10 protein-coding genes are annotated in these 13,651 nt (G+C 65.6%); all 10 read right to left on the bottom strand.

Features of this window, described 5'->3' with window-relative positions; genetic code table 11:
- Positions 1–125: 125 nt before the first annotated feature.
- The 10 genes from JOY50_RS19275 to JOY50_RS19230 all read right to left on the bottom strand — a co-directional run bounded on the left by JOY50_RS19275 (position 126) and on the right by JOY50_RS19230 (position 13,613).
- Positions 126–1,514 (bottom strand): heavy metal sensor histidine kinase, encoded by a 1,389-nt coding sequence (locus tag JOY50_RS19275; protein WP_243055647.1) that lies wholly within the window; start codon positions 1,512–1,514, stop codon positions 126–128.
- On the bottom strand, positions 1,489–2,163 hold the full coding sequence (locus tag JOY50_RS19270) for a heavy metal response regulator transcription factor (protein ID WP_132846383.1): 675 nt from the start codon (positions 2,161–2,163) through the stop codon (positions 1,489–1,491). Before JOY50_RS19270 ends, JOY50_RS19275 begins: the two co-directional genes overlap by 26 nt.
- 9 nt (positions 2,164–2,172) lie before the next feature.
- Positions 2,173–5,265 (bottom strand): multidrug efflux RND transporter permease subunit, encoded by a 3,093-nt coding sequence (locus JOY50_RS19265; protein ID WP_132846384.1) that lies wholly within the window; start codon positions 5,263–5,265, stop codon positions 2,173–2,175.
- Positions 5,262–6,425 (bottom strand): efflux RND transporter periplasmic adaptor subunit, encoded by a 1,164-nt coding sequence (locus JOY50_RS19260; protein ID WP_132846385.1) that lies wholly within the window; start codon positions 6,423–6,425, stop codon positions 5,262–5,264. The genes JOY50_RS19265 and JOY50_RS19260 overlap by 4 nt, the downstream gene beginning before the upstream one ends.
- A gap of 272 nt (positions 6,426–6,697) precedes the next feature.
- The gene (locus JOY50_RS19255; RefSeq protein WP_132846386.1) at positions 6,698–7,432 is read right to left on the bottom strand and encodes a YkgJ family cysteine cluster protein; all 735 of its coding nucleotides are present in this window, start codon (positions 7,430–7,432) and stop codon (positions 6,698–6,700) included.
- On the bottom strand, positions 7,429–7,740 hold the full coding sequence (locus JOY50_RS19250) for a hypothetical protein (RefSeq protein WP_243055646.1): 312 nt from the start codon (positions 7,738–7,740) through the stop codon (positions 7,429–7,431). The genes JOY50_RS19255 and JOY50_RS19250 overlap by 4 nt, the downstream gene beginning before the upstream one ends.
- A gap of 88 nt (positions 7,741–7,828) precedes the next feature.
- A complete protein-coding gene (locus JOY50_RS19245) occupies positions 7,829–8,728 on the bottom strand; it encodes a chemotaxis protein (RefSeq protein ID WP_063424909.1) in 900 nt (299 codons plus the stop codon).
- A gap of 102 nt (positions 8,729–8,830) precedes the next feature.
- Positions 8,831–10,015 carry an HlyD family type I secretion periplasmic adaptor subunit gene (locus JOY50_RS19240; protein ID WP_028614156.1) on the bottom strand — a complete coding sequence of 395 codons (1,185 nt, stop codon included), beginning with the start codon at positions 10,013–10,015 and terminating at the stop codon, positions 8,831–8,833.
- On the bottom strand, positions 10,012–12,180 hold the full coding sequence (locus JOY50_RS19235) for a type I secretion system permease/ATPase (protein ID WP_138737418.1): 2,169 nt from the start codon (positions 12,178–12,180) through the stop codon (positions 10,012–10,014). The genes JOY50_RS19240 and JOY50_RS19235 overlap by 4 nt, the downstream gene beginning before the upstream one ends.
- Positions 12,177–13,613 (bottom strand): TolC family outer membrane protein, encoded by a 1,437-nt coding sequence (locus JOY50_RS19230; RefSeq protein ID WP_132846388.1) that lies wholly within the window; start codon positions 13,611–13,613, stop codon positions 12,177–12,179. The genes JOY50_RS19235 and JOY50_RS19230 overlap by 4 nt, the downstream gene beginning before the upstream one ends.
- Positions 13,614–13,651 lie beyond the last annotated feature (38 nt).

Genomic DNA, 13,651 nt, shown 5'->3' with positions numbered 1-13,651 from the left:
CTAGACGCGTTACGCATTCTTTGTGGGAGCGGGCGAGCCCGCGAAGCAGGCAGCGCGGTGTATGGCACGGGCTTCGCCCGTGTTCGCGGGCTTGCCCGCTCCCACAGGGGGTGGCGCGTCGAGAGTCAGGTATGGATCGGCAACTGGATACCGAAGGTATTGAGCCCGGCCCCACTGCGCACAAACACCTCCCCCCCATGCATCAGTGCAATCGCCTTGACGATGGCCAACCCCAACCCATGGTTGCCGCCACCGCTGTTGCTGCGCGCCGCATCCACGCGGTAGAAGCGTTCGAACAGCAACGGCAGGTGTTCATCGTCAATCGCCGGCCCCGGGTTGCTCACCGCGATGCTGACCTGATCTGGCCCGGCAGCGATCTGCACCTGGATCACCTGGTGCGGCGCGGTGTGCTGCACGGCGTTGTTCAGCAGGTTGATCAGCGCCCGGCGCAGTTGGGCCTTTTCGATGGGCGCCTGGGCGTCGCCGATCACGCTCACGCTGACCTGGGCGTCTTCGAGGATGTAGTCCAGGTAGTCGAGGGTGGTTGCCACTTCCTCGGCCAGGGAGGCCTGGGTCAGGGCGGTGGCCTTGCTGCCTTGGTCGGCGCTGGCCAGGAACAGCATGTCGTTGATGATGCTGCGCAGGCGCTCCAGCTCTTCCAGGTTCGATTGCAGTACTTCGAAGTAATGCTCGGCACTGCGGCCGCGGGTCAGCGCTACCTGGGTCTGGCCGATCAGGTTGGTCAGCGGCGAGCGCAGCTCGTGGGCGACGTCGGCGTTGAAGGCTTCCAGCCGTGAGTAGGCCTGGCTGACCCGGTCGAGTGCGGCGTTGAAGGCGCCCGTGAACTGTGCCAGCTCCGGGGCCAGGGCGTGGGTTTGCAAACGCCCGTCCAGGCGTGGCGGGGCAAGGGCCTGGGCCTCGTTGGACAACGCCAGCAGCGGGCGCAGGCCAATGCGCGCCACCCAGTAGCCCAGTATTGAAGCCAACAGCACGCCAAGCACCGCCAGCCCGACAATCGCCACCAGCAGGCTGTGCTGGGCCTGCCAGAAGGTTTCGGTGTCGATGCCGATCAGAAAACGCATCGCCGGCCGCTCGCCCAGCGCTGGCAGCTCACTGACCAGCACCTTGTACGGGTAGGGCTGGTCGGGCAGGTGCAGGTCGCGCATACCCTGCTGGCCTTCGGCGAAGGCACGTACCAGCTCGCTGGGGTGGCCGTATTCGTAGGCCGGGTTGCTGCTGACCACCCAGAAGCGGATGCGCTTGTCTTCTTCGCTGAGCAGGTTGAGCTTGTTGTTGATCTTCGCCCAGTGTTCCTGCGTGCCGAAGCGGTTGAGGGTGGATTCGAGCACGCTGAAGCGTGCGTCCAGTTCGGCCTGCGGCAGCAGGTCCAGGCTGCGGTCGACCTGGCGATACAGCGCCGAGCCAATCAGCAGGAACACCCCCAGTGCCACCAGGATGAACAGTGCCGACAGACGCAGGGCGATGGAATTACCCCGCACGGTTTTCCAGGACATAGCCCATGCCTCGGATGGTGTGCAGCAGCTTGTTGTCGAAGGGCCCGTCGAGCTTGGCGCGCAGGCGTTTGATCGCCACTTCCACGACGTTGGCATCGCTGTCGAAGTTGATGTCCCAGACCAGCTCGGCAATCGCCGTCTTCGACAGGATTTCACCCTGCCGACGGGCCAGCACGCTGAGCAGCGAGAACTCTTTGGCAGTCAGGTCCAGACGCTGGCCGGCGCGTGTGGCCTTGCGTGCCATAAGGTCGATCCACAAGTCTGCCACCTGCACCTGCAACGGTTCATGGCTGCTGCTGCGGCGGGTCAGGGCTTGCAGGCGGGCGACCAGTTCAAGAAACGAAAACGGCTTGCCCAGGTAGTCGTCGGCGCCCTCACGCAGGCCATGAATGCGGTCTTCGACCCGCTCGCGGGCGGTCAGCATGATCACCGGCGTCTGCTTGCGCGCGCGCAAGGCGCGCAGCACACCATAGCCGTCCAGGCCAGGCAGCATCACATCCAGCACGATTACCGCGTAGTCGCCCTCCAGGGCCAGGTGCAGGCCATCGAGGCCGTCCCGTGCCAGGTCCACGGTAAAGCCCTGTTCGCTCAGGCCGCGATGCAGGTAGTCGGCGGTTTTTTCTTCGTCTTCGATGATCAGCACACGCATGGTCTTGTCCTAGCTGGCACTTGGCGCTGCCGCAGGGGCAGCCTGGCGGCGGTGGAACAGGCGCTCCAGGGCCAAGTATATGACCGGGGTGGTGAACAGCGTCAGTGCCTGGCTCACCAGCAGGCCACCCACCACCGCAATGCCCAGTGGCTGGCGCAGCTCGGCGCCGGTGCCAAAGCCGAACATCAGCGGCACTGCGCCCAGCAATGCGGCCAGGGTAGTCATGATGATCGGGCGGAAACGCACCAGGCAGGCCTGGCGTATCGCCTGCTCGGGCGTCATGCCGTGATGGCGCTGGGCTTCGAGCGCGAAGTCGATGAGCAGGATGCCGTTCTTCTTGACGATGCCGATCAGCAGTACCACGCCGATCAGGCCCATGATGCTGAAGTCCTGCCCGCTGGCCCACAGCAGGATGATCGCGCCCAGGCCGGCGGAGGGCAGGGTGGAGATGATGGTCAGCGGGTGGACGAAACTCTCGTACAGCACCCCGAGGATGATGTACACCGCCACCAGCGCGGCGAGGATCAGGTAGGGCTGGCTCGACAGCGAGCTCTGGAACGCCTGGGCGGCGCCCTGGAAGTTGCCGGTGATCGAGTCGGGCATGCCCAGCTCGCGCTGCGCACGCTCCAGGATCTGCACCGCGTCGCCCAAGGCCACGCCGGGGGCCAGGTTGAACGACAGGTTGGCGGCCGGGAACAGGCCGTCATGGCTGATCGACAGCGGCCCGGTGCTTGGCGCGGCGACATGCGCCAGGGCTGACAGCGGCACCATCTCGTTGGTCAGGGGCGAGCGCAGGTAGAAGAAATTGAGGCTTTCGGCCTTGCCACGCTGTTGCGCGTCCAGTTCGAGGATGACCTTGTACTGGTTGGTCTCGGTCTGGAATTCGCTGATCTGGCGTTGGCCGAAGGCATCGTACAAGGCCTGGTCGACGTCGGTGGTGGTCAGGCCGAAACGCGCCGCAGCCTGGCGGTCGATATCGATGCGGGTGACGCTGGCGCCCAGTTGCAGGTCGTTGGACAGGTCGCGCAGCGCCGGGTTTTCCCGCAGGCGGTCGGTCAGGCGCTGGGTCCACAGGTTGAGCGCGACCCCGTCGTTGCTCTTGAGCACGTACTGGTATTGGGTGCGTGACGGGCCGGAGCTGAGGTTGATGTCCTGGCCGGCGCGCATGTACAAGACGATGCCCGGCACCTGCGCCAGTTTCGGGCGGAGCCGGTCGATCCATTCGCTGGCCGAGACGTCTCGCTCGCCGCGGGGCTTGAGCGAGATCCAGAAGCGGCCGTTGGCAATGGTCTGGTTGCTGCCGGTCACCCCCACCGAGTGCGAATAGGCGCGCACTGCCGGGTCGTCACCGATGATCTTCGCCAGCGCCAGGTGCTTCTCGATCATTGACGGGTAGGACACATCCGCCGCTGCCTCGGTGGTGCCAAGGATGAAGCCGGTGTCCTGCAGCGGGAAGAAGCCTTTGGGGATGCCCACGTAGCCGGCCACGGCCAGCGCCAGGGTAATGCCGAACACCCCCAGGGTAATCCGCCGGTGGGCCAGCGCGCGGTCCAGGCCTTTTTCGTACCAACCCAGCAGGCGCTGGCCGAACCCGCCCTGGTGGTCGCCGGGTGGGCGCCGCATCAACAGCGCCGAAAGGGTGGGGGCCAGGGTCAGCGATACCACCACCGAAATCAGGATGGTCGCGGTGGCGGTCAGGGCGAACTCTTTGAACAGCCGGCCCACCACACCGCCCATGAACAGCAGCGGAATGAACGCGGCGATCAGCGAGAAACTGATCGACACCACGGTGAAACCGATCTCGCCGGCGCCTTTGAGCGCCGCGGTGCGGCTATCGTCGCCGGCTTCCAGGTGGCGATGGATGTTTTCCACCACGACGATCGCGTCATCGACCACGAAACCGACGGCAATGACGATGGCCACCAGGGTCAGGTTGTTGAGGCTGAAACCGAACACGTACATCAGCGCGCAGGTGGCGATCAGCGAGACGCCGAGCACGCTGGAGACAATGAAGGTGGCCGACCACTGACGCAGGAACAGCGCCATTACTCCGATCACCAGCGCCACCGCGATCATCAGGGTCAGCTCGACCTCGTGCAGCGAGCTGCGGATGGTCTGGGTGCGGTCCTGCAGCACCGACACTTCAACCGAGGCCGGGAGCATTTCCTGCAAGCGTGGCAAGGCGTCGAGCACCCGGTCCACGGTGTCGACGATATTGGCGCCGGGCTGGCGGAAGATCACCAGGTTAAGCCCCGGCTGATTGCCCGACCAGGCCCTTACATACGCGTTCTCGGCACCGTTGATGACCTTGGCCACGTCCTTCAGGTGCACCGGGGCGCCGTTGCGGTAGCTGACAATCAGCTGCGCATAGTCCTCGGGGTGAAACAGCTGGTCGTTGGCGGCGATGGTCGACACGCTGTGCTCGCCGTACAGCGCGCCTTTGGCCAGGTTCAGGCTGGTCTGCTGGATGGCCAGGCGCACGTCGGCCAGGGTCAGGCCGATGGCTGCCAGTTTCTCGGGTTGTGCCTGCACCCGTATGGCCGGGCGCAGTTGGCCGGTGATGTTGATCAGGCCGACCCCGTCGATCTGGCTGAGCTGGCGGGCCAAGAGGGTTTCGGCGTAGTCGCTGAGCTCGTTGCCGGGCATCTGTGCAGAGCTGACGGTGAGGATTACCACCGGGCTGTCGGCCGGGTTGACCTTGCGCCAGGTGGGCGGGCTGGGCAGGTCCTGGGGCAGGCGGGCGGTGGCGGTGTTGATTGCCGCCTGCACTTCCTGGGCGGCGGTGTCGATGTTCTTGTCGAGGGTGAACTGCAGGATCAGCGTGGTCGAGCCCAGCGCACTGCTGCTGGTCATCTGGGTCATGCCGGGGATGGCGCTGAACTGCACCTCCAGCGGCGTGGCCACCGAAGAGGCCATGGTTTCCGGGCTGGCACCGGGCAGTTGGGCGGTGACCTGGATGGTCGGGAAGTCGGCCTCGGGCAGCGGCGCCACGGGCAGCCGCGGGAAGGCGATGGCGCCCAGCAGCACCAGGGCGAAGGTCAGCAGCAGGGTGGCGATGGGGTGGTCGATGCACCAGGCCGAGACGCCATTGCGGGTGTTCATGGCTGGCTCCTGCGGTCGGCCATCTCGGCAGGCGCCGGGGCATCAGGGGTGATCTCGACCCTGGAGCCGGGTTTGAGGCGCGACTGGCCGTCGAGCACCAGCTGGTCACCGGCCTTGACCCCGGCGACAATGTTCAGCGTGCTGTCCTGGTACAGCACCTTGACCGGCACGCTGGTGACCTTGTCGCCGTCGAGGCGGTAGACGAAGTGGCCATCGATGCTGCGTTGCACCACCGGGGGCGGTACCACCAGAGCGTTTTCGTCCATTGCCGTGCGCAACCGTACGGTGACCAGTTGCCCCGGCCACAGCAGGCCGTCCTTGTTGTCGAACTCGGCCTTGACCCGCACGGTGCCGGTGTTGGCCGAAATCTGGTTGTCGATCAGCGCAAGGTGGCCTGTGCCCAGCAGGTTGCGATCGCCATCGGCGTCCATGTAGGCCTCGACCAGCGCTGGGGTTTGCGCCTTCAGCAGGCCTTGCAGGGTCGGCAGCATCTGTTGCGGCAGCGAGAACTCCACGGCGATCGGGTCGATCTGGGTCACGCTGAACAGCCCTTGGGTGTCGCTGGTGCGCACCAGGTTGCCGGGGTCGATATTGCGGATGCCGACGCGCCCGGTCACCGGTGAATGAATCTGTGTGTAGGAGAGTTGCACCTGGGCGTTGGCGATGGCCGCCTGGTTGCCCTTGACCGTGGCCTGCAACTGGTTGACCAGTGCCTGTTGCTGGTCGAGGGTTTGCTTGGACACGCCGTCGTCGCTGCTGAGCAGGCGGTAGCGCTTGAGGTCGACACCGGCCACCTGGATCTGTGCCTGGCTCTGGCCAAGTTGTGCGCGGGCCTGGTCAAGGCTGGCGCGGATGCTGCGGTCGTCGAGGGTGGCGAGCAGGTCGCCTTGCTTGACCCATTGGCCTTCCTTGACCAGCACTTGAGTGAGTATCCCCTCCACTTGTGGCCGGACCTCGACGCTGTGCAGCGACAACACCGAGCCGATGGCGCTGGCATAGCGCGGCACGTCCTGCTGGGCGACGCTGACCACACGTACCGGTATGGCGGTTTGCGCGCGAGTAGCCGGTGCGGGTTGGCGCTGGCTGAACCAGATGCCTGCTACCACCAGGGCCAGGAGCGCCAAGGCGGCGAGGAGGACAGAGCGGGACGGACGTCGCATCGGTGCGGGCACCTTGGCCAGAAGGGAGGGAAACGGTTGTCTGTACTCAATCTTATAGCCCCCGAACCGGGTCGGCAGCGTGACGGCTGGCTGACAGCGCTGTCAGTTTCGCGTGCCGCAGAATGCGATCCCGTGTAGGAGCGGCCTTGTGTCGCGATCGGGCCGCGAAGCGGCCCCGGCAATCTATGTGGTAACGCCGAAATCCCGGGGGCTACTTCGCAGCCCGATCGCGACACAAGGCCGCTCCTACAAGGGGATGGCGTATGTCTTGGCTAGAAACCGATAAAGGCGTAGTACACCGGGGTTTCACTGGTAGTGCGCAAACCAAGCCCCTGCAAGCTCGCGACCAGCGGTTCATCCTGCACATGCAAGGTCCACTGCCCATCGTCATCCCACTGCTCGCGCGCCAGCGCCGTGGCAAACGCGCCCATGTCCGGCAGGTAGGCGGTAAAGCCATTGCCCTTGAGCGCACTGGTGGTCATGCCCAGCGCCTGACACACCGCCACCTTGGCGGCAATGTCATCGCGGTCGGCCTGTCGCGAGGCTTGCACCAGCGCTTGCAGTTCCGCATCGACCAGTTGCGTGCCGTGAATCAGCTCTGGCCCTTGCTGCCAGGCCTCCGGCGGGCAGTCCTTGCTGTCTGGGCGCAGCGGAATGTGCGGGTTGATTTCCACCGGGTAGATGCGACAGACCAACGGGCGCTGGTCGTAGATGGTGCACAGGTCGTTGTCGTCGAGGTTGCGGCAACGCCCGGGGTTGAACGCGGCAAAGGTCACCGACACACGTGCCTCGCCGTCGCCGCAGGCCACTGGATACGAGCGGCGCAACACATGTTCGCGCTGCTCAGGCGGCATGCCGGGGCCATCGGCCACGAAGGCTTCGATCAGCACTATCACCTGGCCGGCATCATCTGCCCAGCGGCGGGCCTCAGCCAGCGTCAGGGGCACGTGGTGCCCGGTGCAGCACTTGCCGCAGCCGGTACATCCGAATCGCAAGCTGTCGGTCACTTGGCTTCCGGGCTCCACTCGCTGATGAAGGCACGCTGGTGCTGGCGGTCGTACAGGCACAGCTCGGTGCCGGTGCGTTGCTGCATGTGCTTTTGCGGATAGACGCCTTCGACGAGCAGGGCGCTCATGCCAACTTGGTCATCGAACTCGGCGGGCTTGCCGCGGGCGTGGGCATCCTTGAACTGGCTGGCGGCCAGGCAGGCCTTGAGCATCTGTTGGCGCTGCTCGTTCCAGGCCTCGCTGCTGGAGGCCTGGGTGACACCGCTGAAGAGGGCGCAGGTGATCAGGATAGAGCTGAAAAACTTCATACGCGATTCCGGCAAGTTGCTTGCAAGGGGCGCGAATTATGCCCGACTCACCCCCGGCGGCAAGCCGGGGAGTTTGTCGCTTAATATATCAGTGCTCGGCAAACACCACGGTACGCGCGGCCACCACCAGACAATCGGTCAGCTCTGGCGAGGAGAACTTGGTGAGGATGGCGTTGGCCCCGGCCTGGGTTGCCTTCTCGCTGCTCATGGCGCTGTCCAGCGAGGTGTGCAGCAGCACGTACAGGTGCTGGAAGTCAGGGGTTTCGCGCAGGGTGCGGGTGAAGGCGTAGCCGTCCATTTCGCTCATTTCGATGTCGGAGACGATGATGTTGATCTCCTGCGCGGTGCCTTGCAGCTCCAGCAACACGTTGATGGCATCTTTGGCGCTGCGCGCGGTGTGGCATTCGATGCCCAGGTTGCGCAGGGTATGTACCGACTGCTGCAGGGCCACCTGGCTGTCGTCCACCACCAGGATGTTGGCGGCGGCCAGCAGGCTGGCGTCTTCTTCGCTCAAGGTGCCGTGAGGCGGTTCGGCCTGCGGTGGGGCGATGGAGTGGATGACTTTTTCGATGTCCAGCACCTGCACCAGGGTGTTGTCGACCCGGGTCACGCCGGTGATGAACGAGCGGTTGCCCGAAGCAAAGGGCGGCGGTTTGATATCCGTGCTCAGGCAATGCACGATGCGGCTGACCGCCTGCACATGCAGGCCCTGGCGCGAGCGGCTGATCTCGGTGACGATCAGGCAGCCGCCTTGCGGGTCTTCCAGTGGCCGCTCGCCGATGGCGCGTGACAGGTCGATGACCGACAGCGAATGGCCACGCAGGGTCGCCACACCTTTCACGTTGGGGTGCGATTCCGGCAGTTTGGTCAGCGGCGGGCAGGGGATGATTTCGCTGACCTTGAGCAGGTTGATTGCCATCAACTTGCCGCTGCGCAGGGTGAACAGCAGCAGGGACAACGAGTCCGCGCGGGCATTTTGCGTGGCCATGGTGACCTTCGGTGGGGAACAGGGGATAACCGGTTATCGGCCTGTTCCGGTTGGGCTTTAGGCATTTTGCACAGAACCTGGGGATGTGTGTAAACGCCTGGATCAGCGTTCGCGCAGTGCCTCCTTGGCCCGGTTCAGCGGCTTGATCAGGTAATCGAGGATGGTCTTCTCACCGGTGCGGATATCCACCGTGGCAATCATCCCCGGCACGATCGCAAAGTGCTTGCCGGCCTTGTTCTGCAAGCTGTCCTGCTCGGTGCGGATGAACACCCGGTAGTAGTAGATTTCCGGTTTCACCTCATCCTGCAGGGTGTCCGGCGAAATACCTACCACCTTGCCTTCCAGCCCGCCATACACCGAATAGTCATAGGCACTGATCTTGACCTTGGCCGCCTGGTCCGGGTGAATGAAGGCGATATCGCGCGGCGCGATGCGGGTTTCGATCAGCAGGCGTTCGTCCATCGGCACGATCTTCATCACCTGGCCACCGGGCTGCACCACGCCGCCCAGGGTGTTGACCTCGATGTCCTTGACGATACCACGCACCGGCGAGCGCAGGGTCAGGCGGGTAAGCGAGTCACTGCGCCCGCGGACCACTTCCGACAGGCTGTCGGCCTCGGCGCTGGCTTTGGCCAGTTCTTCCCGGGCACGCACCAGGTAGTCGGAGCGGGCTTCGTTGGCCTTGAGCTCCAGCTCCGAACGCTGGCGATTCAGGCGGATCACTTCAACCCGGCTGGAGGCGCCCATCTTTGCCAGGTTCTCGGTAATCTTCAGCTCGCTGCGCACCAGTTGCAGCGAGTCCTGGATACCCGCCAGGGTCTGCTCCAGGCCGCGGCGGCGGGTCTGGTACAACGCGGTTTCGGCTTCGATCAGGTCGGGTGAGTCGCGCAGGCTTTCCGGGAAGGTCAGCGGCTTGCCAGTCACCTCCGCCTGCAGGCGGGCCTGGCTGGCCTTGGCAGCGCGGTACTTGGCGTCGCTCTCGCCGACACTGGAGGCGGTCTTGGTCGGGTCGAGCTGGGCCAGCACCTGGCCGCGCTCGACCAGGTCGCCTTCGGCCACGCTCATCTGCGCGACGATGCCGCCCTCGAACGACTGGATTACTTGCTCCCGCGAACTGGGGATCACCTTGCCGGTGCCGGTGGATACCTCGGTCACCTCGAACCAGGCGGCCCAGGCCAGGAACGCGGCCAGCATCAAGGCGCAAATGGTGATGATGCGGCCGGCGCGGAACACCGCCTGGTCGTCCTGCCCATCCAGGTAGGAGGCCGGTAGTTCATGGTTGCTCATGCCTGGGCTCCTTGCAGTTTGGCCAGCGCGGCATCGCGGGTGTCATCGATGACGATGCGCCCGCCGTCCAGCACCAGGATGCGGTCGACCCGTTGCAGCACGCTCAGGCGGTGGGTGGCGATGACCAGGGTGCGGCCCTGGCAGAAGCGTTCGAGGTTATCCAGCAGCTTGCGCTCGGTCATGTCGTCCAGCGACGCGGTCGGCTCGTCCAGCAGCAGTACTTGCGGCTGGCGCACCAGCAGGCGCGACAGCACCAGGGCCTGGCGCTGGCCGCCAGACAAGCCCAGGCCGCCTTCCAGGATCAGGTGGTCCATGCCCTTGGGCAGGCGGCGGACGAAGTCCAGCGCGCCCGTGGCAGCCAGCGCGGCCACCAGTTCCTGGTCGCTGGCCTGGCCGGCACCGAGGGTGAGGTTTTCCCGCAGGGTGCCGTGGAACAAGCGCGCGTACTGTGGCAGCAGGCCCACGTCACGGCGCAGGTCTGCAGGGTCGAGGTGGCCCATGGCGATGCCGTCCAGGCTGACCTCGCCTTGCACCAGGTCCATGGCTCCACCCAGGGCTTGCAGCAGGGTCGACTTGCCAGCACCGTTGCGCCCGAGCACGGCAATCCGCTCGCCCGGCTGGATATCCAGCTGGCCGATGTTCAGCACTGGCGGGGATTCCTCGCTGTAGCGGAAGTTGGCCTGGCGCAAGTGGTATTCACCGCGGATGGCCGGCAAGTGCACCCGGGCTTCGCCTTCGGGGTGGTCGACGGGGGACTGCATCAGCTTGTCCAGCCCTTGCAGGGCCACCTTGGCCTGCTGCCAGCGGGTCAGCACATGGGTCAGTTGCGCCAGTGGCGCCATCATCCGCGACGACAGCATCGACGCCGCCACCAGGCTACCGGTCGTAAGGTCGCCGGCGATCACCATCGGTGCACCGACCACGATGACCACGGCAAACACCGCGCCCTGTACGTTCTGGGTCCAGGTCACCAGGCCGTTGGTGAGGGTGCGCAGGCGCAGGTTGGTATGGGCGCAGGCGGCGTTGTACTGGTTCCACTGCCGCTCGAAGCGTGCTTCGGCCTGCAGTGCCTTGATCTCGTCCAGGCCCTGGATGCTTTCTACCAGCATGGCGTTGCGCAGCGCCGACTCGCGCATGGAGGCATTGGCCAGCCGCGCCAGGCGCCGTTGTGCCAGCACCCCAGGTACCACCATCGCCAGCAAAGCGACCAGCGGGATGAATACCAGCACGCCGCCGATCAGCCAGAACACGAACAGGAACAGCAGGAAGAACGGCAGGTCGGCCAGCGCCGTGGCGGTGCTGGAAGTGATCAGGTCGCGGATCGATTCCAGCTCGCGCAGCTGCGAGATGAACGACCCGGTGGACTTCGGCCGCACCGAGTTGCGCAGGCGCAGGGCATGCCCGTAGACCAGGTCGCTCACCCGCAGGTCGGCGCGTTTGCCGAGCAGGTCGGTCACCTTCAGGCGCAGCAGGCGCATGCTGAAGTCGAACACCAGCGCCAGCACTACACCACCGAACAACACGTACAGGGTTGGCAGCGATTCGGCGGGGATCACCCGGTCGTACACCTGCATCGAGAACAGTACCCCCGCCAGGGCCAGGACGTTGGCCACCAGCGAGGCGACCATCACCTGCCCATAAGGGCGCAGGTCGCGCAGCACGATGCGGGCAAACCAGTGGCGGTCGTAGGGTGCGGTGTAGTCATCGGTGCGCACATCACGCAGCGGCCGTGCCGGGCGCAGCAGGGCCACGCGGTTGATGCGGCCCTTGAGGCTGTCACGGGGCAGGCGTGAGGTCAGGCCCTGGTCACCCGCGAACACTACCGCCAGGTCGTCCTCTTCGGTGACCGACTCGACCACCGCCAGTTGGCCATCATCCAGTTCCAGTACCAGCGGTGTACGCCACTGTCGCAAGCCCTTGGCGTCGAAGCGCACGAAGCGCAGGGCCAGGCCGGCCTGGCGCGCCATGTGCCGAAGTATCTCGTCCAGCGGGCGGGCATCCTCGACGGCGGCCAGGCGAATACGCTGGGGCGACACGTCCAGGCGGTAGTGGTGCGCCACCTGGAGCATCACTTCCAGCCAAGGCCCAAGGTCCGGTCGATGAGGCGCTTCGGCCGCGGGGGCAGCGGGTTGTTCAGGCAGGGTCACATTGATCGAATCGGTCATGGCTGGATCTCCACCCCTTGCAGGTTGCGCCCCTCAAGGCCAAAGGCCGTGCGCAGGGCGCCGGTGTTGTACAGGCAGTCGACATCCAGGCGCAGCAGGTCAGAGCGGGTGCCGGCGAGTTCGAAGCGTGACTGGTATATCTCCTGCTCGGCGTTGAGCAGGTCGAGCAGCGGCCGCGTGCCCAGGTCCAGGTACTGGCGGCCGTAGAGCATGCGTGCTTCCTGGATGCTGACCTGGCGCGCTTCCAGCGAAGTCAGTCGGCGGCCCAGCCCGGAGGTTTGTGCCATGGCCTCGGCAAGGCCACGACGGGCTTGCAGGCGGGCCGCATCCTCGGCGGAGTCGGCGGCGGTCAGGGCGTGACCGGCTGCGCGGCTGCGGGCGCTGATGGCACCCCCTTGATAGATAGGTACCTCGACGTTCAGGTAGATGCCCGCCTGGGTGCGGTCCATGCGTGAGTTGTCGCGGTTGTAGTCGTTGTCCAGGTAGTGGTTGACCTGCGGTTGCAACGACAGCGTCGGGTAGGCCTCGGCCTTGGCCTGGGCCAGTTCGGCCTGGCCCTGCGCGCGCTGGGCCAGGGCCATGAGCACGGCAGGCAGGCGGTCATCGCCTTGCGAGGGCCGCTTGCAGGCCTGGTTCAGCGCTGCTGGCGAATCCTCGGCCAGCGCCGGTGGGGTGATGCGCCCCATCAGTGCCGCCAAGGTCGAACGCCAGCGCTCGTACTGCGACTGGTACTCCTCCAGCGTGGCGCGGGCGCTTTCCACCCGGGACTCGGCCTGCACCACGTCGGAGCGGGTGCTGGCGCCCATGTCGCTGCGCTGGCGGGCCATGCCGGCAATGTCGCCCACCCCGCGAATCTGGTCGCGGGCAATAGTCATCAGTTGCTCGTAGCGGCGGGTTTCGATCCAGGCATAAGCGGTGTCGCGGGCCAGGTCGTCGACCACCAGCAGGATATTGGCCTGGGCGCGGGCGGCGGCAGCCTGGGCCGCGCTGACGGCGCTGTCGACCTTGCCGAAGTCATAGAGCATCTGTTTTAGCGACAGGTTCAGGGCCTGGCTGTTGCGGTCGCCGCCATAACCGGTGTCATAACCGGTGCGGATACCGCCGGAAATCTGCGGGTAATACCCGGCGCGGGCGACGTTGATGCCTTCGCCCTGCTTGTACAGGTTGCCGATGGCCTCGGCGATGCTGGGATGCCATTGAGCGGCCTGCAGCACTGCGTCGGTCAGCCCCAGCCGCTCGCCACTGGCGACCGGGGCCATGCCGGTGGCGGGGCGGGCAGGCACTGCATCGGGCGCATCGCGTAACAGCGATGGCCCGACTTGGCGCAGTTGGGGGTCTATATCATCGGCTGCCTGGGCAACCGGGTGGAAGTTCAGGGCCAGGAGCCCGAAGGCTCCCAGCAACAGCGGTGACAGCGGACTGCTTCGCTTCACATAGTTCCCTTACTGCTGGTCGTCCATGCCGCCGGGCA

The organism is Pseudomonas sp. BP01 (assembly GCF_022760795.1).
GTDB lineage: Bacteria > Pseudomonadota > Gammaproteobacteria > Pseudomonadales > Pseudomonadaceae > Aquipseudomonas > Aquipseudomonas putida_Q.
This window is presented reverse-complemented; position numbering and strand designations above follow the sequence as displayed.

What these genes read in the sequence shown, in the direction of transcription:
- JOY50_RS19275 (WP_243055647.1), bottom strand. Translation starts at nt 1,514, where the DNA reads ATGTCCTGGAAAACCGTGCGGGGTAATTCCATCGCCCTGCGTCTGTCG.
- JOY50_RS19270 (WP_132846383.1), bottom strand. Translation starts at nt 2,163, where the DNA reads ATGCGTGTGCTGATCATCGAAGACGAAGAAAAAACCGCCGACTACCTG.
- JOY50_RS19265 (WP_132846384.1), bottom strand. Translation starts at nt 5,265, where the DNA reads ATGAACACCCGCAATGGCGTCTCGGCCTGGTGCATCGACCACCCCATC.
- JOY50_RS19260 (WP_132846385.1), bottom strand. Translation starts at nt 6,425, where the DNA reads ATGCGACGTCCGTCCCGCTCTGTCCTCCTCGCCGCCTTGGCGCTCCTG.
- JOY50_RS19250 (WP_243055646.1), bottom strand. Translation starts at nt 7,740, where the DNA reads ATGAAGTTTTTCAGCTCTATCCTGATCACCTGCGCCCTCTTCAGCGGT.
- JOY50_RS19245 (WP_063424909.1), bottom strand. Translation starts at nt 8,728, where the DNA reads ATGGCCACGCAAAATGCCCGCGCGGACTCGTTGTCCCTGCTGCTGTTC.
- JOY50_RS19240 (WP_028614156.1), bottom strand. Translation starts at nt 10,015, where the DNA reads ATGAGCAACCATGAACTACCGGCCTCCTACCTGGATGGGCAGGACGAC.
- JOY50_RS19235 (WP_138737418.1), bottom strand. Translation starts at nt 12,180, where the DNA reads ATGACCGATTCGATCAATGTGACCCTGCCTGAACAACCCGCTGCCCCC.